The sequence below is a fragment of the Nostoc sp. genome (assembly GCF_036919615.1).
Lineage (GTDB): Bacteria > Cyanobacteriota > Cyanobacteriia > Cyanobacteriales > Nostocaceae > Nostoc.
In genome coordinates this window covers 62881-88819 of sequence record NZ_JBALCN010000003.1, presented here as the reverse complement: position 1 = coordinate 88819, position 25939 = coordinate 62881, and the positions used below count along the sequence as shown (strand labels likewise).

The window sequence follows — 25939 nt, the reverse complement described above, 5'->3', positions numbered from 1 at the left end:
CTCTAAACGTTCGCGAACAGCGTCTCATTGAGAAGATATGCCGTTGGCGAATGCGAACAGCGTGTCGCAAGACTCGCCTCTCGAACGCGAACAGCGTCTCACGCCACTTGCTCTACTTGGGGAAACCCCATCGCCCTTGGCGTCTCCCCTTCTCACATTGCCAGAGGCTAGCGCCTGCCATAGGATGCCCGAACGCAAGAGCATTTCCTTTAGGAGAAGGGCTGTAAGGAGAAGAGAAGGCTTTACGCTACGCTATCGTCAATTCCATTATCCAAAATTGAATTGCTCAATACCCCATGCCCAATGCTCCATTCCCAATTATGATATGTCTATTTTTTCCTTTTTCTTTTTGTTAAAGGGAACTCGAACCAAGTTATAAGCACCCTTGGTCGATAAACTCTTGTAATCATCTGGCTGTAAGTCCATTTGTAAAAACTTTTTCTGTTCAGCCAACAGCAGCACTGAAGGAGGTTTTAGTCCTTTGGCAGCCTGGTTTTTAATATGCTCTACAGCCTCTTGGGGAAATCCTAAATAATTTATGTGAATGTGGCTGTAAAAGACTACACTAGGCTTTTTGAAGCCAAGCATGATCAATTCTTCATCTGGTTGTTTTGCTTCTAGGATGATCGCAGACAACTCCCTTAAGGGTAATTGGCGTTCTCGATCAATAAAGAATGAAACAGGCGTTAAGACAAAAATTAAAAACGCTACAAATCCTAGCAAGTTAATACTGATAATGTAGTTCCAGCGGCGACTCAGTAAGAAACCCGCAACCAAAACAGCACAAACCAGCCAAATTACGCAGGCTATTACTGGTAAACCAGATTTTTGAATTCGTTCGTGGAAGTTACTTATAGCTGGATCACTACCTAATATGTGGGTTATGTTAAACAGTGCTGTTGCCAAAAATGATAAAAACACTACATTCACCCAACCACTCCAGACGAGTGAGAGGGAGAGACGTGGTGAACTAGTGTTGCCGTGTTGCCGTGTCCCCACGTCCTCTTGATTTTCCCTGTCCTTGCGTTCCCCTGTCTCTGTGTTTGGTAAAAGGTCGCTCCATAGCAGGGCTACCAGGATTGCCGCTGCTGGCATTAAAGGCAAGACGTAACTAGGGAGTTTGGTAACAGCAATGGTGAAAAAGCCAAAGATGCTAGCAAACCAGAACCAGGCGAATAAACCAAACTGCTGAAAACGTTCAAGGGATCGCCAGTGCGATCGCTGCCAAAACTTTAGTTTTACTATAGAGAGTGGTAAATACACTGAGTAGGGCGCAAAACCCAGCAGTACCACTAAAAAGTAAAAATACCAAGGGGCTGAGTGACCATTAACTACTTCTGTAAAGCGTTCCAGGTTGTGATAACCGAAAAAGGAGTTAATGTAATTCCAGCCATTGCGCCAAATAACTAAAGCATACCAGGGCACTGATAAACCGATAATTATCAGTATACCTACGAGAAGGCGCATTTCCCGCAACACCTCTCGAAGCTTTCCCACGTAAAGCAAAAAGGCGCCAACAATTAGCCCTGGCAAGACAATTCCCACTGGGCCTTTAGTCAAAATTGCACCAGCAATCAGCAAATAAAAAGCTAAGTACCACTTATTGGGGAATAGAGCATTGGGCATCAGGGATTGGGCAGAAGAGGCAGAGGGGCTAGGTGCAGGGGACTGAGGCAAAAAATTTTCTCCCTGCCCCCTGCTCCCTCCTTGCTCCTCCCTACTCCCTTCCTTCCCTGCGTACCCTACAAAGAAACATAACAAAGCTGATGCCATACATCCGGTGAGCAGCATATCAGAGACACCCGTTCTCGCCCAAATAATAGTTTCGGGATTGAGTGCCATCAGCGCTGCTACTATAAAAGATGTCAAGTAGCGGCGAGTAGGACGTGAAACTTGCTCTAATTCGTCTTGTTTAGCCAAATACCAATGTACGGTGTAAAAAGCTAAACAAATTAAGCCTAAGGCTGCGATCGCTGAAGGAAGGCGTACTGCCCACTCATTCACGCCAATAATTGCATAAGCGATCGCCTGACACCAATAAATTAAAGCAGGTTTATCGAAACGAGTGTCACCATTGAAAAATGGGGTTATCCAATCACCTGTGACTAACATCTGGCGGGAAGCTTCGGCAAACAGTGGCTCTGTCTCATCAACCAAGCCAGTGTTGCCCAAATTCCACCCAAAAGCTACCCAGCCAATCACTATCAACCACAAAATCGACACACTTATACCAAGGGCTGGATTCTTTTCTATTTTGTTGAACCACTGATCAGCAGTGCGTTTAACACTCAATTTCATTCTCATTAGTCAATAGTCAACAATCACTAATCAATAGTCGTTGGTTATCTATGTTTTGTTCTTCGGAGTTTTAAATTCAACAATTTTCCTCTACTCAGTCCTCTACACTTTTTCCTATTCAGTAATGCCTGTTGCTCTAAGTCGCCGAAGAAACTTCTCCAACACACTAGTACTGCAAGGCGGAAGTCACTCATTCACTCATTCAAAAGTATTATGGAATGGGCTTTTTAAGGATTTTAAATCGTTGCTCTATTTCCGCCGTGGCGTACTAGTAGACTGTGGCGAAAGTTTGCCTAGCTTTCACTTGGGGCTTAAGCCCCAAGTCTTGCTGATGATAGCTGAATTTACGCGCCCGCCGTACTAGTTCTTCAGTACTATTAAATATGGACTATGGACTCAGCACTAGTTGCCATTCTCTGTTTTGGGAATTCCATTTAGGTAATTGAGTTTCGCCGACAACGTAGGGGCCCCAGTAACGACGAGAACCATCTTCTGCAAAAGCAACTAAAATATCTCCCTTCTCCAACTTTAAATTATTCTGAGGTAGGGATAGAATCAGCCCCTTATCACTACCTTCTTGGGGAGCAAAATCCCAATGTGCCGGTACATTATAGTTAGTTTGTTTAGTACCACCTTTTGCTACCGACTGTCGCGCCAGTAGAGCCAGCCGCACAGGCTGATTTGTTTGATTGCTTATTCGCAAAGTCCCTTGATCCTTGACAATGCTTGCTGATTTATCACGATCTGCCAAGACAGGATGAGTATTCTCTTTACCGCTATGTTCTACTTGATTGGTTGGGGTTGCTCCTGGAGTAGATAGGCTAGCAGAAATACCTTTTTCAGGTGAAACGGGTGTAGACGAAGCTGTCTCCCATTGGCTAGTTTCAGTTGGCGATTGTGAAGATGTATCTGGGTTTGTGGACTCTAAGGACACGCTAACTCCAAAGCATCCCACCAGAGCAACAAGCAGTCCCAAGCAACAAGCTGTAACACCGACGTTACGATACACTGAAGATTTCATATTGATAGTTATTAGAAATAAATATTTTGTCTAGGCTTGACCAAATAGTAGCCCATTATCACAAAAGGCAATCAGAGAAAGTAGCCTTATATATACTTTCCTCAAATTAAAGATACCAATGTATTATAAGTATCATTTGGAGGAGAAAATATTTGGAGGAAATTATTTACTTTATGTTTGCTCAACAAGGCGTACAGACACCTATTCCTTTCTGTCTTGACCGTAGGCTTGGATAAAAATAAGAAAATTAGCTCCGGAGCCAGCCAATTCATTTTTATAAAAAATAAAAATTTTGTGAAACCACTAACGGCCTCACAAGGCGTCCTTTGCCAAACCCTTAGATAAATCTAAGATGTATATTTAATCTGGCGTTAGAATAAGCACCCTTCTAAGGGCTTGTACTTACCTAAAGATGATCGGATGTCAAAATTTGAATCAACACTGTAAATCCAGTATATATCTACAATATTAACAAACAAGCTTAGGCTAAAACCAATATCCTCCTTAATTATAGATATATTTCAAGATATCTTGACTTTCCCCCAGAAGTCCCGTTGATGCAAAACACTCGTCTCAATAACTTGTTCAATGCCATTGCTAGACGCTTGGGGCAATGGTTTTTAAATCCTTGGCGGCGACTATCGTTGCTGATAATTAGTTTTTTGTTCGGTTTTTTTCTGGGAAACGCAGTTTCCACTACAGCCGGTCAACAAGGTGTATTGGACATTGTGGTAGCTGCTTTTTTAGTACTGTTGACGGAAATTACCAGCAGGATATTTTATAGTCGCAACTTTTTCTCAAGGCGATCGCTCTTGGTAGACTCATTAAATCTCCTGAAAGTTGGTTTCACCTACAGCCTGTTTCTCGAAGCCTTTAAGCTGGGATCGTAGTGAGATGGGGAATTTATGAATTTGTGGCTAGGTGAAATTTTGGCAACGGATGCGGTGGGGGAAACTTGGCAGCAGCAAGCTAGAGTTGCCGCGCTGGCAGATAGAGTCAAGGCAAATGCTTTTGGGATCACGCTGGAAAATGTCGATGAAGTGATAGAAAGGCGATCGCATTTACTAAAATCTGTCTTCCCAGCCTTTAGTCAATTCTGCCTAACTAGCCTCCAAATCGAACCCAAGGAAATGTTACAGGTATTGTGGGATTTGTGGCTTCCTTTGGGGATCAAACTTGCATTGCACCGCCAACAGTTGGGACGCCCTCTGATTCAAGGCATTTTGGGAGGACAAGGGACTGGGAAAACCACAATGTGCAAAATTCTCAGCTTGATTCTCCAACAGTTAGGGCATCACACTCTGAGTTTGTCTTTGGATGACTTATACAAAACTTATAGCGATCGCTTGGTTTTAACACAGCAAGATCCCCGCTTGATTTGGCGCGGCCCACCAGGAACCCACGATATCGATTTAGGTTTAAATGTACTAGATCAAATCTGCCAGTTGCAAAGTCCAGTTATGGTTCCCCGCTTTGATAAATCTGCTTATGGCGGCGCTGGCGATCGCACGACTCCAGAAATGGTCACAGGTGTAGATATTGTACTATTTGAAGGTTGGTTTGTGAGTGTGCGACCAATTGACCCAGATATATTTAATACTGCACCGCCACCAATTATCACAGATGAAGATAGAGCATTTGCCCGTGATATTAATCATCGCCTTCACGATTATTTACCACTGTGGAAGCGATTAAACAGCTTAATTTTGTTATATCCCACCGATTACCGCTATTCTTTGGAGTGGCGCAAACAGGCGGAACAGCAGATGATTGCTACGGGTAAATCAGGGATGAGCAGTGCAGATATAGAGCAATTTGTCAATTATTTTTGGCGATCGCTTCACCCAGAATTATTCATCAAGCCGTTGGTGAAAGATGCAACAGTGGTTGATCTAGTGATTGAGATTCATGGCAATCATAGCTTTGGTGAAGTGTATTGCGATCGGGCTAATTCGTAATTCGTAACTCGTAACTTCAAACTCCTAATATCATGTCTGGGTAATTAGTTATGATTCCCACAGTCATTGCACCCCTCCCCTTAATCCCCTCCTCGCTTGCGGGGAGGGGAGACAAAGCGTAGCTTTGGCAGGGTGGGGTTCTTGAAGTTTAATAAGTAATCAAACAGACATGATATTAGTTCTTAAGCCAATCAGCTAAAAACACTATAATTTGCTTAAAGCGTGATTTATCCTACTCCTTAGACCAAAAATGCCAGAGGTATCGTTACAGCTTTTCTTTTCTTATTCTCACAAAGACGAAGCTCTACGGGATGAACTAGCTAAACACCTGACCATATTAGAATGGCAGGGTGTGATTTCAAGCTGGCATGATCGCAAGATACTACCTGGACAGGAGTGGGATCACCAAATTAACGATAATCTAAACACAGCCGACATTATTCTGTTACTCATCAGTTCAGATTTTCTTTTTTCTAAATATTGCTGGGATGTCGAAGTTAAGAAGGCGATAAAACGTCACCATGCTGGAGATGCTTGTGTTATACCGGTTATTCTGCGAAGCGTTGATTGGAGTGGCGCACCATTTGCAAAACTTCAAGCTTTGCCTAAGAATGCTGAACCTGTAGTGTCAAGGAATTGGCACAATCAAGATGAAGCCTTCACAGATGTAGCTAGAGGAATTCGGGCGACTGCTGAGAAGCTAAAGAAGGAAAGAGACGAACGAAGGCAAAAACAGGAAGCAGATAAGCTGCGACTACGGGAACAAGAAGAGGAAACAAGAAAATTACAACAACAGCAACGAGAAAGGCTGCGGTTACAGGAACAAAAAGAAGAAGCAGATAGGACACAAAGACAGGAAGCAGAAAGACTACAAAGACAACAAGAACAAGAAAAAGCAGATAGGCTGCAAAGACAACGAGTACAAGAAGAAGCCGAGAAGCTGCGACTAGAACAACAATCTACTGGTAATGATCTCCTCTCTGAGAAAGGTGTAGACTACAGGCGGTTGCGCGATTTACTGAAAGCTGGGAATTGGAAAGAAGCGGATCAAGAAACTCTGGCTGTTATGCTCAAAGCATCAGACAGAGAACAAAAAGGCTGGCTTGATCTTGAATCTATTAACAACTTTCCTTGCACTGACTTACGCACCATTGACCAACTGTGGGTAAAATACAGTGATGGGCACTTTGGGTTTAGTGTGCAAAAGCGCATTTGGAAAAGCGTTGGAAAAGACTACGAAAAGTTTGGCGATCGCGTCGGATGGCGAAAAGGAATATTTTTTAATAAAGAGTGGCTATCTTACTCAGACCTGACCTTTACAAAAAACTCTCCGCAAGGACATTTACCTGCCCTTTGGAGGGAGTTGATAAGGATAGGAATTTTGGAATTTTTAATGGTTGAAAAGGGTGAATTGGGATGGAGGGAATTTGGTTTTAGGAATAGTGGAGTGAGGTTCTTCTCTCGCGTCGAGACTTGTAGTAACATATAAAGCTTACAGGAATTTGTGAAGATTCACAAACAAGTCATTTCGCACGAAGTATTGCGGTTTCTACGTTTCCGTTACCTGGTACGGGGCAGAAAAAAAGTCTTATTGTTGTGCTTGTAGTACAATACTAGCTTTTTTACTGTCGTAGCAATTAGCAAAGATAAATCTGCTCGCTACTTTTTCTATTTCTTGGTTAGTTGCTTCCCATTCATCTCAAGGTAGTCTCATTTGTCCTGGAGACGATTTTTTCACCTTTGCTTTAGCCTTTAACCCTAGTAATAACTTGCTTCCCCAGTAGTTGCGGTTTCTTTTTTTGCTTGAGGGCGGTATTTTTTGCATAATCCTCGATACTTTGCAGCGTATTCATCCAGAGTTTTACCCAACTTCAAAAACACTGGATGCCAACCCTAACGGGAAGTCAAAAATCAAAAGTCAAAAGTCAAAAGTCAATTAAAGCTGAGAAATTGCTTTTAGAGTTTGTAACAACTGACTTGAACGTTCTCTCTCCATTAAATTTAATTCTGACAACAGATAATAAATAGGGGGATTTCCTTGTTCAATATAAACAAACTGGTAACTTCTACCATTAGTTGCTAATCCCCAAACTGATTTTTGATTATCTAAATTTTTATAAGAGTATGTGAGTAGCTGAGGCAAACCTGTTGATATATCAATCTGGCTATTTTTAGATTCAATTAATAGCACCCAAAAATATGTTTGAGGTTTTGTATGTTTAGCTTTACTAATAGCTAAAATATCAAATCTACCTTTAATTTTGATATTTTCATCTTCAACTTCAATATCAGCAATATTTTCCTCTAAAACAATCTCAATAGGATAGCGATAAAAACTAGCTAATCTTAGTAAAGGCGCAACTGCAAGAAACTTTACCTGACCTTCAGAAACTTTGCCTGCTGTAAGGTAGCGTCCAAAGTCATTTCTAATTTGCAGAATTTCCTGCTGTTCTATTTCCGTGAGAGGTTCCAGAGATAAGTAGTTAGAAAATGACTCACTGTATTGTTGTTGAAAGCCAAACAGACGCTGAACTTCTTCTAAGGACAAATTACGAGCGTCGAGAATTGTCATATATTTTTGCTTGATTAAGGTGCAACCCAATCCAAGTTACCTATATAAAACCTATGTTAACCCCTGCTTGACTGACCAACTTCAACGAAAAAGATTTGTTAGTTAATCAAATACTAACCCTTAAGAAACTCCTCTTTAACTTCTTGACTCTGTGTTCTCTGTGCCTCTGTGGTTAAATAAAAAGCTTTTGAACCGCAGAGACGCGGAGGGCGCAGAGAGAAAAAGAGATTTTAGAAGTATATTAGCCAAGTCTTCTTTTTACTTCCTCAGGCAAATCTACCAGTAGGACTTCTACTTGCTCACCTGTTTTCAAATCTTTGAGCGAGGACTTTTGGGTTGCTGCTTCTTCAGAACCAATAATTACACAAAACTGAATTCCTTGTTTATCAGCTAGCTGAAATTGTTTACCCAAGGGACGCTTATCAAAGTTAGTTATAACATTAATTCCAGCCTGACGCAGATGTTGAGAAACTTTTAAATAAGTTGGCATTAAATCATCTTGCATATTCACTACCATCACCTGGGCTGGTGTAGCAGCTAAGGTACTAAGAATACCAGCTTTTAGTAAACGACTAATTAAGCGAGTTAAGCCGATAGAAATGCCTACACCAGGCATTTTCTCACCCAAAAATACCCCGACTAATTCTTCATATCTTCCACCAGAACAAATACTACCTAATGCTTCATGTCCTAATAAAGTTGTTTCGTAAACTGTACCAGTATAGTAATCAAGACCACGGGCAATGGATAAATCAATACAGAAACGATTTTCGGCAACTCCGAGATTACGCACGCCTGCAATTACCGTTTCTAATTCGGTAACTCCCAAGCTCAATTGCTCGGTTTCTGACAGATTTTCTGCGAGGTGCTTGAGCTTATCTAATATTTCATCAACCGAACCATTAATTTTAATAAAATCAATAATCTTTTGAGCTTGTTCTGCTAAAATGCCCTCTTTCTCTAAATCTTGTTTTACTTTATTCTCACCAATTTTTTCTAGATTATCAACAATACCAATACACGATTTAATTTTGTCTTCGGCAATTCCTACTGACTTAAAAAAACCAGTAAGAACTTTGCGATTATTGATGCGAATCAGAAAATCACCAATATTAATTGCTTCAAATATCTCAGTGATAATTGCAGGCATCTGAGCATCATAGAGCAAACTGAGTTCACGACGAGCAACTACATCAATATCACACTGACGAAACTGACGAAAACGTCCATCTTTTGCCCGTTCTCCCCGAAAAACCACATCCATTTGGTAGCGGGCAAAGGGAAAGGTTAATTCATTCATGTGACGAGCAATATAAGCTGCCAAAGGAACTGTTTGATCAAACTTTAAAGCTCTTGCTTCCGAACCAGTTTCACCCGATTTATCTCTCTCAGCTTGTCGATTTGGTGGCAGGATGGGATCAATGCCATAAATGATATTATCGCCTTGATTCCCTTTAGCTTGCAGCACTTCTAAACGTTCTACAGCAGGTGTTTCGATGGGCGTAAATCCATAGCTTTCAAAAACTCTACGGATGATATCTAGCAAATATAATTCTAGACGCTTTTCACTAGGCAGAAATTCTGGAAAACCGCTAGGAGTCGAAAAGTTTATTTTGTCACCTTTTGGCATGCATGTACCTTACTAATCTGGCAGGGTGCATTAGGACTAATGTCCAATAATACACTGAAAATCTAAGATGGTGTGTTAGCCTGCGGCATAACACACCCTACAAAACTACAAAACTACTGGAGAATAAAAAAATGAGTGCTTATTTCTGAGGGGAGAAATTACTATTTTAGCCGTTCTTCTTGAATTAGGGTACGTTGAAAGATTTGATTATTCTTAAACCAATGCCAAGTGCGGGCACGATTGTTATTGTCAGGACTAATGTAGATCATTTCATATAAGGTCATTTCTGGGTTTGTCTTATAAGCAAACCACAAAATAACAACTGAATCATCTACTTCCCAAGCTTTTCCTTGAATGCGATCGGTGTCAAACCAGAGTTTATTATCTTTATAGCTTCCTGGAAATTCATACTCTTCTCGTTTACCATCAGACCAATTGTAGCGATTGATTTGATAGTAGGGATGAGGGCCATTTTCTGGAAATTGACAAGTTAAGTGAGACTCATACTTGTCAAGGATTTTTCCTGCTGTATCAACTAATGTATAAGTTCCTACCCAATCTCCTTGATGACGGGCAAGTACGGGCATTTCTTCTCGAATATTTGACATTGCAATTCACCTCTCAATAAACATAGGTAAGGCGTACAACACAAGGTAAAAATAACAGTTTCAGTGGCTAAGCAATGCTCACCCTACAAAAACTGCTGAATATTAGCATTGGCATTGTAAGTCGATACAATGCCATTGTAAATCGATACAATCGCATTGTGAGTTGATACAATGCCATTGTGAGTCGATGCAATGCCATTGTGAGTCGATACATTAAGTAAGTCGGCAAGAAAAATTCAATGTATATGAATCCACATAAATTTGTAGTAGGGTGTGTTATGCCGTAGGCTAAGACACCTTGAATTGTTGATGGTGCCGTACTCTCAGAGATAACGCACCCTACATTTTAATTTATTAACTGAGAGTGTCAAGCTTGACTATCAAACCACCAAGGGTCATTAGTAGCGTTAGTTTTGATCAAAATAGCTTTTTTTCGCATGAACCGTTTCAACGCTGCCGTACCCATGCGTGACCCTCCTAAACCAGAGAATTTAAAGGCGTTTTTCTCTCCCTCATGCATGAGGGCGGTGAGTGCAGCATCGTTGATACTGATGGCACCTGCATCTATCTGGTGGGCAACTTTTAAGGCTTCTGCTTCTGACTCGGCAAACACAGCAGCACTCAATCCATAAATTGAGTCGTTTGCTAGAGAGACTGCTTCCTCTACTGTCGAAAAAGGCATTATTGGCATAATCGGGCCAAAAGTCTCTTCGGTCATCACTTTCATAGAATGATTAACCTGGGTGAGAACTGTCGGACGACACCACCAACCTCCACCTAAGTCTTCAATTACACCGCCGCAGTGAATTACTGCTCCCTTTTCAACTGCATCTAAGAGATGGTCGCTAATAATTGCTGCTTGTCTTTCGGCGATGATGGGGCCAATTTCTCCACTTTCGACTGTAGGGTAGGCTAGCTCAAGGCGATAAGCTTTGGCTACTAGTTGATGGTAAAACTTTTCAAATATCGATTCAGCAACATAAATTCGCTCAATTGATAGGCATGACTGTCCGGTGTTGACGACGGAACCCCACAATATTGCTGAGGTTGCTAATTCTAAATTGGCTGATTCCAAGACGATCGCAGGATCTTTTCCCCCTAATTCTAAAAAAGCTGGAATAAACCGTTTAGCAGCAGCTTCTGCTACTTTTCGCCCTGTCGCTACACTGCCTGTAAAACATACCAAATCTACATTTTCAATCAAAATAGTTCCGGTTGCGCCTGCTCCTTCAACAAAAGTTAATACATCGCGCAAATTGGGAACGGCGTTGAGTGCTGTTGTCAGTGGTGCTACGAAGCGGGGAGCAATTTCACTGGGTTTGATAATGACAGCACAACCCGCCAACAATGCCGGAATGGCATCAATGTTAGACAGCAACAGGGGAAAATTCCACGGACTAATTATCCCAACTAGGGGATAAGGAACGGATGTTTGTTGCAAGGCGATAAACGGAATGGCTGTATTTTTTGCAGATTCTTGCAGCAATTCCGGCGCTAATCTACACCAGCGATCGATGCTAGAGAGGAAAGAATCTATTTCTAATACTGAGGTTGACAATCTTCCCGTATCATTTACCAAAGCTTCCGTTAAGCGATCGCGCCCGGATAATATGGCTTTTTTCCATTGCTGTAAGGCTTCTATTCTCCCCTCTAAACCCAACTGCTGCCAGCGAACTTGCGCTCTGCGGCTGCGGTTACATTGCTGTACCAGCAGCCTTGGAGGCGGTGGGATAATTACGTAGTCAAATTTGCCAGTTCGGGGATTGCGGACTTCTATTGTTTTTGTCATGAGGCAGGAGGCAGGAGGTAGGAGGCAGGAGTTAGGAGGTAGGAGTTATTCAATTTTGGATTTTAGATTTTAGATTTTTTCTTCAATCCCAAATCCAAAATCCAAAATCTAAAATTCTTCTGCCCAACGCCCCATTCCCCGATTCAAATTATCCCCAATTTGGCTAACCGCTCAATGGTGGCTTGCTGCGTTTGGAGGAAGTGTTTGCGGTCTACTTCTCCTTTTAGCATAGTATTAGCAGGGTAAAAGTGTGACTGGCGATAACTTTCGGCGTATAGTTCAAATCGTTGGCGTGCAAGTAAATTATTTAACCCCGGTCGGCGGCGATCGCGGCGTAATGCGGCTATGTCAATCTCTGCGAAAGCTGCCATGCTTTCACCTGTACCTGTTTCTGCTAAAACGATTCCGCGATGGTCAATGATTTTAGAGCCACCATCAGCCGAAGCTATGGGGATGGCAATATTAGCGATGCCTGCGGTATTAGCTGAAACTACGTATGCCAGATTTTCGACGGCGCGAGTGATTTTTGCTGCGTCTTTAGGTGTGAGGTTTTTGTTATACACTTCCGAGGTGGAATGCAGAAAAATCTCCGCTCCTCGCATCGCCAGACACCGCGCCACTTCTGGATACAAAATTTCTTCTGATGCTAAAGCTGCCAAATTACCGATCTCCGTTTTGGCAACAGGGAAAACTCCCTCCAAACCATAGCAGTCGAGATACTTATCCCAAACATCATGGGGGGTGGGAGCAAACAAGGAATTTAGCCGCCGATACCGCAAGACGATTGAGCCAGAGGGGTCAAGAATAAAGCAGGTTTGGAAGTACAATCTGGGAAAGTTGGGGTCAACTTCGTAGGCATTGCCAGCCAAAAAGATTTTATGCTTTTGAGCAATTTTACCAAGCGCCTCATACTCAGCACCAGCCATTTCTATACAGGCTTTTTCTGCCCACCCTAAGAGAGAATCTCCCATCGGGAAACCAGTCAAGAAATATTCTGGCAGTACAATTAAACGACAATCAAAGCCAATGAAAGCGATACTGGCAGCAATTTGTTGAGCTAGGCGGTTGATGGAGTTTTGCATGAGCGATCGCGCTTGGTGGCGATCGCTTGCTTGGTTGACTGCATCACAGGTAACTTGGAGGGCCAAGGCCCGGAATGAGTTGAGATTATCGGTGTTATTGTCCAAAATTCCCTCACCAATTCAGAGATGCGATGCCTACGGCGGGCTACGCCTAAGCCACCCCAGAGCGTAGGCGTAGACCAGCCAACTCTTCTCTACGAGAGGCTGCGCCAAGGAGACGCACTGTTAGGTCGGCATTGTAGGTTCATAGTAGCGATCCAAATATTCCAGATCAACAAAGTTTAAATCAGATTGCTACTTATATTATTGTTTGCTTCTCCTGTCTTTGTATAAACTTAATTTAAATAAAGAACTCCAGGTAGAAGAGAGAATGTCAAATTTCCCCGATCGCACGGAGTCAAACATCGATAAAGTCTTACTCATCGGAGTTACTGGCGGCACAGGTGGAAATGTCATCAAGGGATTTCTCGAACAGGGAGTTACCAACCTGCGAGTCATTACTAGAGAAATTGACCTTAATCGTCCAACTCTTGCAAAACTCAACGATGCCGGAGTTGAACTGGTAAAAGCTAACCTCAACGATGAAACCTCCCTTATAGCAGCCTTCGCAGGGATTTCGGCTGTTTACTGCCACGCTACTTCTGCGGACTCCACTAAAATTGACCCGCTAGAGGTGGAGAGGGCAAGGCGAGTTGCACAAGTTGCAAAGCTTGCTGACATTAAGCACTTTGTCTACAATTCCGCAGGTGGGGCAGACAGGAATTCCGGAATCCCCCGCATTGAGCAAAAGTACCAAGTAGAGCAAATTCTCAAAGAAGCTGGCTTACCGACTACTATGTTGCGAGCCTGCTTGTTTATGGAGGAGTTTTGGAAGAAGTACACGCGACCTTCCATCCTTAAAGGTAGTTTCCCGTTTTCCATTCAACCAGATAAGCCCCTTCATCTAATTACAACCAAGGACATGGGTCGCGTTGCTGCCTACGTAATCAAACATCCCACCAAGTATATTGGTCAAGAAATTGAGCTAGCTGGTGATGTGCTGACTCCAAAGCAGATGGCAGAGGCATTTTCCCAAGCGCAGGGGATGAAAGTTGTCCACAAAGAGACACCCGCCTGGATTTTCTTACTCTTGCTGCAAAAGGAACTGTTCGATTTGATTCAGTGGTATCGCAAACAAGGTTATCAAGCCGATGTCCAGCGTTTACGAGAAGAGGAGTTTCCTGGACTTTTGACTACATTTAGGGAATTTCTGGCAGAAACCAATTGGGCAAATGCGGAACTCACCTACGAAAGTCTGTGATCGGATTAGTACACTGTGGCAAAAGTTTGTCTACCTTTAACCAGTTGCTCTGAGCAACTAGACTAGGACTAGCCCTTTCAAGGTGGGTGGAAATCTTAGTCATCGAGACTGCGGTATTGCTGTAAATCTTGTGTAGAAGGGTCTGGATGTAACTGAAAACGAGCCTCCAGTTTTTGGTGGAGTTCCTTTGTAATTTCCCACAACTGCTCAAATACAGCTTTATTGTCCAGACCAGTTGGTTGCTGAGTCATAGTTTGAGTTTGTTGCTTTTAATATAGACTTTGACACTTTCCCCATCTGTTATGAGGGCGAACATCTGTGCGTTCTTACCAAAGCCTATATTACATCCCAGACCGCGATCGCTATCATCAGCCGCTCAGACTTTGCGCTTTTTAAATTTTAGATGTAAGTCTGATTCAATTCCATTTTGCCATTATTTAAACATCGTAAATTCGGTCAGCGTGGCGGCGTGTAGGAGAGCTTGTAGATGGTGCCGCTGTAGTCATCCGAGATTAACAAATTACCCTGCTGATCCACTACCGTATCCACGGGTCGCCCCCAGATTTGTTGCGTTCCTGCAACTACCCAGCCGCTCACTAAATCTATCTGGTTCCCTGGGAGCTTTTTCGTACTATCCCAAGGAAAGTAAGCTAATTTATAGCCTGTTATCTGCTGGCGATTCCATGAACCGTGCAACCCTATAACTACCCCATTTGAGTACAGGCTAGGAAAGTTCGTCTTTTGTAAGAAGGTTAGTCCCAAAGGAGCCGAATGCGCTTGAATACCTTTAACAATCTTGTCCATCGCATTGCAATTAACACGTCCATTAGCATTGAACTGATAGTCGCGGTCGAAGGGCATAAAGTTGAAGCCATTTGACGTGTCAGGATTGGGGTTGCAGAATGGCCAACCGTAGTTGCCGCCATCTCGGATTCGGGTGAACTCCTCAGGTGGGTGGTTGTCTACGTAGGATGGGATAATCTTACCGTAGTTGTTAGTGGCATCCTTGAAGGGATAGCGAATGTTATCTCGATTATTAACGGCTACCCAAAGGTCATTTGTGCCAGGAACTAATGCCAGTCCTTCTGCATTGCGTAAACCTTGGGCAAAAAGCCGCGGATTGCTTCCATCAGCGTTGTACTGGTAAATCGCAGCCCGCCGTGGGTTACTGACAGTATCTGCTAGGCAGGCGTTGCATGTTGAGGCGATCGACACATATAGTTTGTGGTTGGTATCGAGTGCGATATTTTTCAGTTCGTGACCGTAAGCACCTTTCAGTTCCGAGGTGCTGCTGTCTGGTAAGCGAGCTACAACAATTTGGCGATTTTGGGCGGTTATGTCTCCATATTTGTAGATGAAGCGGTTAATTTGATTAGTCTCAGAGATATAAAGGTATGTGGTGTTGTTAATCGTGTGAAACACAATGTCGTGTGGTCTGCGTAGACCTGTCACGAAGTTAGAAATAATTGGGTCTTTGTTGCCATTTGCCCTGACAATTAGCACTTTACCGCTATTGGGCTGCGACACTAGAAGATTGCCATTGGGAGCAACTGCCATAAAGCGGGCACCCGCAATGCGAGCATAAACGGAGATGGAGAAGTTGGGCGGCACTTTCAAGTAACGGCTAATATTGAAGGGCGAATAGCTCATTGTATTAGGCACCTTAATCTTGGTGTCAACAGATGCAGCTGCAGGGATGGCCAATGTTGGGGTGGAAAGAACCTCGAAGTGCATCACTGTAGTAAGCAGAGCGAGCAAACTAACTAGCCGCGCAGATACTATCCGTCCGAGCCACTGTTTTGGCTGTAGAGAAAACAGAATTGACATTTTCAACTTCCTTTTGATGTGAGTAGTAAAATACATAACTACACTTAAGACTGTGTTTAAAGCCTTAGTTGTAGCGACCAAAAACGCTTTGACTGCACTGAGTGTTGAGAATGAAGTGCTGAGTGAATTGAAAATTACTCAATACTTATGTACTTGGTTAAGTAGCCCTACTTTTTCCACACTAGTTAGACTTCCAAACCTTAAACTGTTTATTTTCCAAGAAAAAAACCAGTAAAGATTTTATCTTAATTTGGGTCAATTCAGAGATAGCTTTTTTAAAATTCTGCTAGTTGTTAAAGTATGGGGCTAGCAATAAGTTGAGTCTATTTGCCAATAATCTGAGTTCAGATAGATGATTAAAGGTGATTCTAGTTAATAGACCCGCCTCAAATTTTCCTGGGAATAAACCAAAGAAATAAATGCTATCTCTGTTGAATCAAATTAATACTCCAAAAGACTAGTACGGAATACATAACATCCGAAATCGGGCAGATACTTAAAATCAAACAACACTATTTTTGTCTTTCAATTCTCAGCAACTATATTAAATACTGATTGCTGCATTGTTTGAAGACATATATATAAATGTTGTCTAAAACCCTTAAGCAGACTGGGTTATAAATTTTTGGGCAAGTCTAATTGTGACATCAAAATCTCTGAATTACAGGTTTGATTGATTAATATTGCTCTTGGCTAGATTTAACTAGCATATATAGAACTCCGGTTTGATTAATGAAAAGTTTTTCAGATAAAAACTTTGCTGGACAAAGGCTTGAGTTTCAGTATGCTGATCATTATTCAAGTCGGATTCCTATGTTTGGTTACATCCTATTGAGATAAAAGTGAAACGTAACTCGTATATTCACTAATATTTAATTTTTATAGAGAAAATTTTTATAGTGAATTTACGTTAGTAAATTTACGTAAGCTGGAATTGAATATCATATTTTAGCAAAAAATGGCGATACTCAAATACAAGTTATTGTTAGCTTACTGACATCATTTATCTATCTTTGTCCTTCTTTTTAGAGCAAGGTATTGAGTGTAAAACTTTATTTATTCACGCCCACTTACTATTGAATTATGGGCGATTCTTCTTTATCTGAGAATTACTAATAGAAAATCCCCGACGCGTGGGTTTAAGACTTGCTAATTCCACCTGAAAACTTACTTTGTCGCTCATTTCCCCGCTTCTCGCTTCCAAAGTCCAATTACCAGGATGCAGCTCCCAAAATAAAGAATTAGCTGACTGTGTATCTAGTTTTTCACCATTTAGCCACCACTCTACGGGTGCAGATTTATTTCCCACTAGCTTAAATTCGAGTTTTTGCTTTGCTTCTTTACCTGGATACAGTAAGAATAAATCGCCATGATGCGGAGATAAAATTCTCAAATTGGTAGAAGTAAAATTCGATTGCTGTTGTTTTGCCAACCATTCATCATACTCTGGTGGCAAATTGAATTGATTTTCACGTTGGTAATTACTTTTATCTTCTAGATAGAAATATTCCTGCATCACTGAGGTACAATCTGGTGTTGGTCGTAACCCCGAAATTGCACAAATAGGTAATTGCACTAAACCTTCTGGAGATGGAAAACCTGCTGGTTCTTGATGTTCGTGCAGGTGTAACATAATCCGATTCCACAAGGGTGCAGCCCCTGTAACACCTGAAACTTGTCGCATCGGTTCGCCGTTGAAATTGCCTACCCAAGTAGCGACGGTGTAATCGGTAGTGAAGCCAACTGTCCAAGTATCACGAAAATTGGAAGAAGTGCCAGTTTTAACAGCAGTGGCAAAGGGTAAATTTAACACTGAGTCTACACCAAATGCTGTTGCACGAGCATGGCTGTCACTGAGTATGTTGGTGATTAATTGCCATATCGTCGTCGAATTTGGGATTTTAGATTTGGGACTTTCCTGCGGAACGCTACGCGTAGCTTGCTTCCACGAAGTGGTACGGCTACGCTCAATCGAACGATTTTGGATTGGGGAATTGGAAAATGTACTTACTAAAGGGGTAGCATCTCCTTGTCGTGCTATGGTCAGGTAGGCACGGGCTAATTCCCATAAACTGACTTCGCCACTACCTAGAGTCAAACCTAAACCATAATGTTCTGGTGTTTGATTGAGGTGTTCAAATCCTAGCTGATGCAGTCGTTCTAAGAAAGTTTCCACGCCTACCTTTTCTAACACCCTGACTGCGGGTACATTTAGGGAATTTGCTAAAGCGATTCGCACCCCTACTGGGCCAAGAAAGCGTTCGGTATAGTCTGTGGGGCTATAAAGTTTCGCACCAGGAATTGCATAATGGGCTGGTACATCTGGCAAAATAGTATTTGGACGAATTAAACCTTTTTCTAAAGCTAATTCATACACAAAAGGCTTGAGAGTAGATCCTGGTTGACGTAGTGCCTGCACTCCATCATTGCGTCCTAGTTTTGCTTCATTAAAGTAATCAGGCGAACCGACATAAGCCAATACTTCACCAGTGCGGTTGTCAATCACCAATGCAGATGCATCATGAACATTGTTCGCAGCTAGGGAAGAAATTACCTGTTGCACCTGTGCTTCGACAAACTGCTGTAAAGGACGATTTATAGTCGTGCGAATAACGGATTGATCCCCCCAACCCCCCTTAAAAAGGGGGGTTGGGGGGATCTGATTGGCTAACCAAAATAAAAAGTGTGGTGCGGCGATGATTCCTGGTTGGCGAGACTGAAACACAACCTTTTCAGTGTGTGTTCGGGCTGCGATCGCCCCACTAATATACTTTTCCTGTACCATCCGATTGAGGACGTATTTTTGTCGCTGCTTCAGCCGTTCCCAATGCTCATAAGGATTAAAGTAAGTGGGATTATTAGGAATAGCAGCCAACAAACTAGCTTGAGCAAGATTCAATTCATTAGCTGGGATGGAAAAATAAGTCCGCGCGGCTGCTTCCACACCATATATATTGCCTCCCATTGGCAGCCGATTGATATATGCAGAGAGAATTTCATCTTTATTCATCCCTGCTACTAACCGCCAAGATAGCCAAACCTCACTCAGTTTACCAGAGAAGTTACGGGGGACAGCATCTAACATCCGCGCCAACTGCATAGTAATAGTGGAAGCGCCGGAAACAACTCTTTTGGCGTGGATGGCTTCTTTGATGGCACGGACAACAGCTTTCATGTCCAACGCCCCATGATGGTAAAAGCTACCATCTTCGGCGGCTAAAATGGCATGGATAAACTGGGGCGAAACCTGATTTAGTGGCACTACTGATGTATGCTCTTGGTCACGGGTGAGCAATGTTCCTAATGGTAAACCATTGCGATCGCTAAATTGCATTGCCAGTTGATTTTGGGCAATGTCTGCGGCACGAATGGGCGCAAAATATGGTAATAAGTGTACCATCAGACAGATTAGCAGCACAACCAGGATAACTTTACTCGTTTGACGCAGTTTGTGCTTAATTTGAGTTAGCGATCGTGAAATTAGTTTCATCAGGGAATCCCCTGTCTAAGAAAACTTACCTTAATTTTCCCGCCGACTTACTTACATCTACATCAGTAAATATGTCAAATCCTTAATAATTCATTTTTACTAACCTAGCAAATGTAAATTAATGTTTGCGAAATTTAAATACTTCTTTATAGTTAAGAATTGTAGTTATTTTTTGGAACAATCACACTGAGTTAGTTATCAATGTAAATAAACATAGTTAAATCAAAGCTTTGAGTACAAATAACTAGTACGCCACGGCGTAAATAGAGCAACCATTTAAAAACCCTAAAAAGCCCATTCCGTAATACTTTTGACTTTTGACTTCCGCCTTGCGGTACTAGTCATCTGGCGGACTTTCTTAGTCTTGGTATTGCCCAATCAATGAAGTGGTGCAAACTTTTGTTGGCTATAATTTGTGAATTTTTAATTTTGAATTACTAAAAATATGATTATCAGAGTTTTACTCCGTTTTAACTATAAAGTTATCAATTTCTCCCTTGGCGTCCTTGGCAGTTCGTTAAAAAAAATTAGTCATTCCTCAAGCCAGAAGAGAACAATACAGTTTATTCTTCTCTTTACATTTATACTAATGATGACAGGGTGTAATTTCTTTGGTATCAACTCAAGTAAAGAACAACTCCCAACAGTTTCCCCACTCACACCGCCGAAATTACCAGACTGGATAGAACAAATTAGTCCCATTGGGGATGCAAAATCTCTTAACCAAATCCGCATCCGTTTTAAAGAAGCTTTAATACCAGTTGAAAGTCTTGACAGTCCAAAACAACAAAAATTATTAGAAAAATTTGCTTTTTCGCCGCCTTTACCTGGTCAGTTTCGCTTTTTAACACCGCGGATGGTGGGTTTTCAAGCTGATAAAGCATTGCCAATAGCGACAAGATTTCAAGTCACTCTCAAAGCAGGTTTAGCCGATTTAAAAAATCATCGCTTAGACAAAGATTTACCTTGGACTTTCAATACTGAATCTATTAACCTGACTAATTTACCAGGTGTCAATCCCATTGAGAAGGCTGATGTTGAACCAATTGATTTACAACAGAAGTTACAATTTACTTCCAATGTAAAATTAGATTTAGCTTCTGTACAAGAGCATTTACAGTTAATTTCTGAAGGAAAAAATAAAGGTACAGGTTTTAAAGTTGAATTAAACAAAGAAGAAAAACCATTAAAAGAAGAAAATGAAAACCCTTTAGAAAAATTTGACCCTTCAGCACGCAATTGGATTTATAACCTCATCCCCCAGCAAAATCTCGAAAAATCGACTAGTTATCGCTTAGTATTTGCCCCAGGAATACGTCCTGCTTATGGCAATCTCTCTACAGAAAAAGAATTTGCCACTAAGTTAGTAACTTATTCGCCTTTGGCATTTCAGAAAATTAACTTTTACGGACAGCCAGATGCAGGTGGAACTTTTGGAAGATTTCTTAAAGGCAGTCCGCAGCTAGAATTTAATAATGTCTTATTAGCAGATTCAGCTAAAGAAAACATTACTATTAATCCAGCCCCAAAAGCCATTTCGAGAATTATACAAATAAATGATGAAGATAAAATTGTCGGCATCAATCCTTATGCGCTAGAACCTGCCAAGACTTATACAATTACTATCGGTGCTAATCTCAAAGATAAGTTTGGACAAACTTTGGGTAAAGCTGTCACAGTTAAATATGATACTGGAGATTTAGCTGGGGATATCTGGGTACCATCAGATTTGAATATTTTCCCCACAGGTAAAGATTTACAGCTAAATATTAGTACGGGAAATCTGCCAGAATCTAAGTACAAAGCAGCTTATCGAGCAGTTAAACCGACAGATTTAGTTTATTTTAATAATAGTAATGATTTATTACCACAACCTTCTGATTGGCAAAGCTTTAAGGTATCAGGTAAGAAAAATCAATCAGTTGATATTGCTGTTCCTCTCCGGGAAAAAATAAGTGCTGCTACGGGAATGTTAGCTTACGGAGTGCAAGCCCGGACTAATAAATATCAGGAGAATGGTAAGGAATTGTGGCGAGAACCGATAACTTATGGCTTAGTTGAATTGACGAATTTGGGCATATTTACTCAATGGTTTCCTGAGTCAGGCTTGATTCGTGTTAATCATCTTACAGATGGTTCACCAGTTAAAAATAGTGCTGTTGAAATTTATCAATCAAAGTTACAGGCAAAATCTCGCCCCGAACCTTTACCTTGTGCAACGGGTAAAACTGATGAAAATGGAACTTTTAAAATTGTTCGTGAAGAATTACAGCAATGTTATTCTGGGAATGAAAGCTCTAGTAAATCACCACAATTATTAGTAATTGCCCATGAAAATCAAGATTGGGCATTCGCCAGAACTGAAGAATATAGCGGCGTTTATGGATATGGCATTGATGCAAGTTGGCAAGATGGTAAGCCAGAATCACGCGGGGTAATTTTCTCTGACAGACAGTTATATCAACCAGGCGAAAAAGCCTGGTTAACTGGGTTTGCAGACTACTTACAAAATGGTGTAATTCAGCAAGATAAAAATGCTATTTACCAATTAACTTTGGTAAATCCTGATGGACAAAAGACCAATTTAGGTACACAAACTACAAATGAATTTGGCACATTTTCTCTAGAATTGCCAATCAAGACTACTCAGCGCTTAGGCTACCATACAATCCAGGCTAAGGGAAAAAACGGGCAAGAAATTTCTGGAGAATTTCGGGTAGCTGAGTTTAAGCCACCTAATTTTAAAGTCGAACTCAACTTAGATAAAGAATTTACTCTCATTGACGAAAAAATTGATATTAATGCTAAAGGTAATTATTTGTTTGGTGCGCCTGTAGAAGGTGGAGAAGCAAAATATTTTATTACTCGCCAGCAGGCTAATTTTATCCCTAAAGGTTGGGAGGAATTTACTTTTGGTAGGCAATGGTTATGGCCGGAGGAAACTCCTACTATATCTAGTGATGTGTTACAAACTAATGCCCAATTAGATGTTAATGGGACAACCAGCCAAACGGTAACAGTGGCTAAGGATTTACCATATCCAATGACTTACCGAGTAGATGTACAAGTTGCAGATGTTTCTAATCTGTCTGTAGCGAATTCCAAAACTTTTACAGCCCTACCAAGTAATCACCTCATCGGGTTAAAAAGTAATTTTATCGCTGATGCTGGAAAAGCTTTTCCGATTGAAGTGATTGTTACTGACCCTACAGGAAAACCAATAATAGGTCAACGGGTGCGCCTGGAATTACAACAAATTAAATACAGCAGCGTCACGCAGTTGGTGGAAGGTAGCCAAACACCAAAAAATCAAGTTGAATATAAAACAGTAGGACAAGCAGAAATTATATCTGCTAGCAATCCGCAATCGGTAAATTTGACAGCACCTGAATCTGCTTCATATCGGATTAGAGTTAATTTTAGCGATGCCAAAAGCGAATTAAGTGCCACAGATTTACAAATTTGGGCAACTGGAGGAAATCCGGTTTTTTGGGGTTCTAAAGAACAAGATGTCTTAGAAGTTAAATTAGATAAAAAAGAGTTCAAACCAGGAGAAACTGCTACTGCACTAATTCAATCTCCCTATCCAGATGCAGAATTGTACTTTGCTGTGATTAAAAACAAACCCCTTTATCAGCAGATTATCAAAGTTCAGGGAGGCACACCAAAAATTCAGTTTCAAGTCACGCCAGAAATGCTACCAAATGCCGCTATCGAAGCTGTATTAGTAAGGCAAGGTAAACCGATAAACCAAGTGGAAGCCGGAAGTTTAGATAACTTGGTGAAGATTGGTTTTACACCTTTTAAAGTTAACTTAGAAGATAAGTATTTAAAACTGCAAGTTAAGCCAGTGCAAGCATCATTAGAACCTGGTGCAGAGGAAACAGTACAACTAGAACTGAAGGACAATCAAGGTAACCCCACCAAAGGACAGTTTACAGTCATGGTGGTGAACGAGGCGGTGTTACAACTTTCTGGTTATCGTCCGCCAGATTTGGTGGATACAGTTTATGCAGAACAGCCAATATCTACCCGCTTTAGCGATAATCGACCGGATGTAATATTACAACCACAAGATGTAGCCAAACCCAAAGGTTGGGGTTATGGCGGTGGTTTCTCAACTGGTGCAGCAAATACTCGTACCCGTACCGATTTTAAAGCCTTAGCTTACTACAACGGTTCTGTCCTCACTGATACTAATGGTAATGCACAGATAACCTTTAAATTGCCGGATGACTTAACTACATGGCGGGTGATGGCTGTCGCCACCGATGGAAATCTGCGCTTCGGTAATGGGGACGCGACGTTTATCACCACAAAGCCACTGCTAACTAATGCCATCTTGCCACAATTTGCCCGTCCAGGCGATCGCATCCTTGCTGGTTTATCCGTAACTAACAACACTGGAAATACAGGAAATCTCTCAATTAATGGCGAACTTAGCACTAATGTGAAGTTTGCCGAGAAAAACCCTACAACTATTGCTTTGCAAACCAAAGCTGAATCTGCAACTCATGCTTATCGCTTTCCAATGGTGGCGGATAGTGTGGGAGTTGGGAAAGTTCGCTTTACCACTCAGCTAAATACAGCCACAGATGCTTTTGAAGTACCTTTGGAAATTAAGCCAATTGAAATTACAGAACAAGTCGTTGAATCTGGTGTAATCCCCCCAACCCCCCTTACCAAAGGGGGGGATAAGGTGAAGATTCCCCTGAATGTTGATAAAAATACCTTCCCTGATGCGGGAGGTTTAGATATTCAGTTGGCGAGTACTTTGATAACGGAAATTAAAGCACCAGCAAAGCAGGTTTTAGATGATGATGATGATTTGCCGTTTACAGAACCTGCTGCGAGTCAGTTAATCATTGCTACCAATCTGCAAACTATTGTCCAAAAATATGGTCAGGTATTTGCAGAATTTAATCCCACCCAACAGGCAAATCAAGCAATTGAAAAATTACAAAAACTTCAAATAGCAGATGGTGGTTTTGCCGCTTTCCCCGGACAAGAAAAATCAGATCCTTGGGTTTCTTCATATACGGGTGAATCTTTAGCTCAAGCCAGTCAGGTGTTCTCTAATTTAGTCGATTCTGCAATGGTGTCTCGCCTCAAAGCTTATCTACAAAAAGTTCTGGCAAATCCGGGAGAATACGATTTTTGTAAACAGCAACTGTGTAAAAGACAACTACAATTTAATGCTTTAATAGCCCTAGCAAAACTAGGAGACAAACGCAATACTTTTCTTGCAGATATTTATGAACAGCGCAATAATTTTGATTTAGTAACTCAAATTAAATTGGCGCGATACTTATCTCAATTCCCAGAATGGCAAGACGAATCTCAACAACTGGTGAACAAGTTACAACAGAATATATATGAAACTGGTCGCACAGCAGTTGTGAGTTTACCAGGTAGTTGGGGATGGATGAGTTCATCTACCACAACGCAAGCGCAAGCTTTACGCCTATTTATTGCCAAGCAGAGTAAACCCGAAGTTATAGATAAGTTATTCCAAAGTCTTCTCACATTGCGACGGAATGGCACATGGCAAACTAACTATAATAATGCTCAAGCATTAACAGCTCTGGTAGAATATAGTCAACTGCAACCCACACCGCCTAATTTTGTTGCCACAGTGCAATTAGCTGGTAAGAAGTTAGGAGAAAATCGCTTTGAAGGCTACCAAAATCCTAGCTTACAAATGAATGTGCCGATGAATCAATTACCTCATGGTCGTAATGATTTAACGCTAGAAAAGTCAGGTAATGGGACTTTGCACTATCTGGTTGCTTATAATTATCGCTTGCAGGGAAATCAACCAGGTAGGTTTAACGGCTTACGCATAACACGTGAAATTAGTCAAGTAAATAAAGAGAAAGTTTTACAAAAAACAGGTCTTTATGCTTTCGATAAACCCTTGACTTTAGCCTCTGGACAGGTGTTTGATATTGGTTTAGAAATCATCGCCGATCGCCCCGTGGATCATATAGTAATTAAAGATCCGCTACCAGCAGGTTTTGAGGCGGTGGATGCAAGTTTTCAAACTACCACGGCTGCATTACAAGCAAAAGCCGATAGCTGGGAACTTGGCTTTAAAAATATCTACCGCGATCGCATTATCGCCTACGCCGACCACCTGGAACCAGGAGTTTATAGTCTGCATTACTTAGTCCGTTCTGTTACTCCTGGTACATTTTCTTGGCCTGGTGCCCAAGTTCACTTGCAATATGCACCAGAAGAATTTGGCCGTACAGCTGAGTCTACATTAATACTGGAGGATGGGAAGTAATTATTTATGCCATCTTAATCTAAAAATCTTTCCAAGTTCATACGAGCCTGCTTTAAAATCTTAGCTAGGGTGGAA

Annotated in this window: 15 protein-coding genes; 5 read left to right on the top strand and 10 right to left on the bottom strand. The window is 41.5% G+C overall.

Features of this window, described 5'->3' with window-relative positions; translation table 11 throughout:
• Positions 1 to 318: 318 nt before the first annotated feature.
• A complete protein-coding gene (locus V7K48_RS01215; RefSeq protein ID WP_335068822.1) occupies positions 319 to 2304 on the bottom strand; it encodes an ArnT family glycosyltransferase in 1986 nt (661 codons plus the stop codon).
• A gap of 382 nt (positions 2305 to 2686) precedes the next feature.
• The gene (locus tag V7K48_RS01210; RefSeq protein WP_335068820.1) at positions 2687 to 3319 is read right to left on the bottom strand and encodes a hypothetical protein; all 633 of its coding nucleotides are present in this window, start codon (positions 3317 to 3319) and stop codon (positions 2687 to 2689) included.
• A 557-nt stretch (positions 3320 to 3876) separates the two neighbouring features.
• Between V7K48_RS01210 and V7K48_RS01205 the strand changes: the two genes are divergently transcribed.
• From V7K48_RS01205 to V7K48_RS01195, 3 genes are all read left to right on the top strand, one after another.
• The gene (locus V7K48_RS01205) at positions 3877 to 4209 is read left to right on the top strand and encodes a DUF565 domain-containing protein (protein ID WP_335068818.1); all 333 of its coding nucleotides are present in this window, start codon (positions 3877 to 3879) and stop codon (positions 4207 to 4209) included.
• Positions 4210 to 4224: 15 nt separating this feature from the next.
• Positions 4225 to 5277, top strand: a complete 1053-nt coding sequence (locus V7K48_RS01200; RefSeq protein WP_335068816.1) for a glycerate kinase — start codon at positions 4225 to 4227, stop codon at positions 5275 to 5277.
• A gap of 250 nt (positions 5278 to 5527) precedes the next feature.
• The gene (locus tag V7K48_RS01195) at positions 5528 to 6766 is read left to right on the top strand and encodes a GUN4 domain-containing protein (protein WP_335068815.1); all 1239 of its coding nucleotides are present in this window, start codon (positions 5528 to 5530) and stop codon (positions 6764 to 6766) included.
• 447 nt (positions 6767 to 7213) lie between these two features.
• Here the strand turns inward: V7K48_RS01195 and V7K48_RS01190 are convergent, their stop codons facing one another.
• From V7K48_RS01190 to V7K48_RS01170, 5 genes are all read right to left on the bottom strand, one after another.
• Positions 7214 to 7849: a restriction endonuclease subunit R gene (locus V7K48_RS01190; protein ID WP_335068813.1), complete on the bottom strand. Its 636-nt coding sequence runs from the start codon at positions 7847 to 7849 to the stop codon at positions 7214 to 7216.
• A gap of 241 nt (positions 7850 to 8090) precedes the next feature.
• The gene (gene hisS, locus V7K48_RS01185) at positions 8091 to 9479 is read right to left on the bottom strand and encodes a histidine--tRNA ligase (protein WP_335068811.1); all 1389 of its coding nucleotides are present in this window, start codon (positions 9477 to 9479) and stop codon (positions 8091 to 8093) included.
• Positions 9480 to 9640: 161 nt separating this feature from the next.
• Positions 9641 to 10087 (bottom strand): DUF3598 family protein, encoded by a 447-nt coding sequence (locus V7K48_RS01180; RefSeq protein WP_335068809.1) that lies wholly within the window; start codon positions 10085 to 10087, stop codon positions 9641 to 9643.
• 367 nt (positions 10088 to 10454) lie between these two features.
• On the bottom strand, positions 10455 to 11876 hold the full coding sequence (locus V7K48_RS01175) for an aldehyde dehydrogenase family protein (RefSeq protein ID WP_335068807.1): 1422 nt from the start codon (positions 11874 to 11876) through the stop codon (positions 10455 to 10457).
• 143 nt (positions 11877 to 12019) lie between these two features.
• Entirely contained in the window at positions 12020 to 13063 is a 1044-nt protein-coding gene (locus tag V7K48_RS01170; RefSeq protein WP_335068805.1) for a nitrilase-related carbon-nitrogen hydrolase, read from the bottom strand.
• Between the two features lie 265 nt (positions 13064 to 13328).
• Here V7K48_RS01170 and V7K48_RS01165 point away from each other — a divergent pair, with 265 nt between their 5' ends.
• On the top strand, positions 13329 to 14258 hold the full coding sequence (locus tag V7K48_RS01165; RefSeq protein ID WP_335068803.1) for an NmrA family NAD(P)-binding protein: 930 nt from the start codon (positions 13329 to 13331) through the stop codon (positions 14256 to 14258).
• Between the two features lie 95 nt (positions 14259 to 14353).
• On the opposite strand, the gene V7K48_RS01160 is transcribed toward V7K48_RS01165, so the two are convergent.
• The 3 genes from V7K48_RS01160 to pbpC form a co-directional block, all read right to left on the bottom strand.
• A complete protein-coding gene (locus V7K48_RS01160; RefSeq protein WP_335068801.1) occupies positions 14354 to 14509 on the bottom strand; it encodes a hypothetical protein in 156 nt (51 codons plus the stop codon).
• 205 nt (positions 14510 to 14714) lie between these two features.
• Entirely contained in the window at positions 14715 to 16085 is a 1371-nt protein-coding gene (locus tag V7K48_RS01155) for a PQQ-dependent sugar dehydrogenase (protein WP_335068799.1), read from the bottom strand.
• 1081 nt (positions 16086 to 17166) lie between these two features.
• On the bottom strand, positions 17167 to 19575 hold the full coding sequence (pbpC, locus tag V7K48_RS01150) for a penicillin-binding protein 1C (RefSeq protein ID WP_335068797.1): 2409 nt from the start codon (positions 19573 to 19575) through the stop codon (positions 17167 to 17169).
• Between the two features lie 589 nt (positions 19576 to 20164).
• On the opposite strand from pbpC, the gene V7K48_RS01145 reads away from it, so the two are divergent.
• Positions 20165 to 25864, top strand: a complete 5700-nt coding sequence (locus V7K48_RS01145) for an alpha-2-macroglobulin family protein (RefSeq protein WP_335068795.1) — start codon at positions 20165 to 20167, stop codon at positions 25862 to 25864.
• The last annotated feature ends 75 nt before the right edge of the window (positions 25865 to 25939 follow it).

Excerpts from the sequence above, each read along its gene's own strand:
- V7K48_RS01215 (WP_335068822.1), bottom strand. The coding sequence starts at position 2,304 with ATGAGAATGAAATTGAGTGTTAAACGCACTGCTGATCAGTGGTTCAAC.
- V7K48_RS01210 (WP_335068820.1), bottom strand. The coding sequence starts at position 3,319 with ATGAAATCTTCAGTGTATCGTAACGTCGGTGTTACAGCTTGTTGCTTG.
- V7K48_RS01205 (WP_335068818.1), top strand. The coding sequence starts at position 3,877 with ATGCAAAACACTCGTCTCAATAACTTGTTCAATGCCATTGCTAGACGC.
- V7K48_RS01200 (WP_335068816.1), top strand. The coding sequence starts at position 4,225 with ATGAATTTGTGGCTAGGTGAAATTTTGGCAACGGATGCGGTGGGGGAA.
- V7K48_RS01195 (WP_335068815.1), top strand. The coding sequence starts at position 5,528 with ATGCCAGAGGTATCGTTACAGCTTTTCTTTTCTTATTCTCACAAAGAC.
- V7K48_RS01190 (WP_335068813.1), bottom strand. The coding sequence starts at position 7,849 with ATGACAATTCTCGACGCTCGTAATTTGTCCTTAGAAGAAGTTCAGCGT.
- hisS (WP_335068811.1), bottom strand. The coding sequence starts at position 9,479 with ATGCCAAAAGGTGACAAAATAAACTTTTCGACTCCTAGCGGTTTTCCA.
- V7K48_RS01180 (WP_335068809.1), bottom strand. The coding sequence starts at position 10,087 with ATGTCAAATATTCGAGAAGAAATGCCCGTACTTGCCCGTCATCAAGGA.
- V7K48_RS01175 (WP_335068807.1), bottom strand. The coding sequence starts at position 11,876 with ATGACAAAAACAATAGAAGTCCGCAATCCCCGAACTGGCAAATTTGAC.
- V7K48_RS01165 (WP_335068803.1), top strand. The coding sequence starts at position 13,329 with ATGTCAAATTTCCCCGATCGCACGGAGTCAAACATCGATAAAGTCTTA.
- V7K48_RS01160 (WP_335068801.1), bottom strand. The coding sequence starts at position 14,509 with ATGACTCAGCAACCAACTGGTCTGGACAATAAAGCTGTATTTGAGCAG.
- V7K48_RS01155 (WP_335068799.1), bottom strand. The coding sequence starts at position 16,085 with ATGTCAATTCTGTTTTCTCTACAGCCAAAACAGTGGCTCGGACGGATA.
- pbpC (WP_335068797.1), bottom strand. The coding sequence starts at position 19,575 with ATGAAACTAATTTCACGATCGCTAACTCAAATTAAGCACAAACTGCGT.
- V7K48_RS01145 (WP_335068795.1), top strand. The coding sequence starts at position 20,165 with ATGATGACAGGGTGTAATTTCTTTGGTATCAACTCAAGTAAAGAACAA.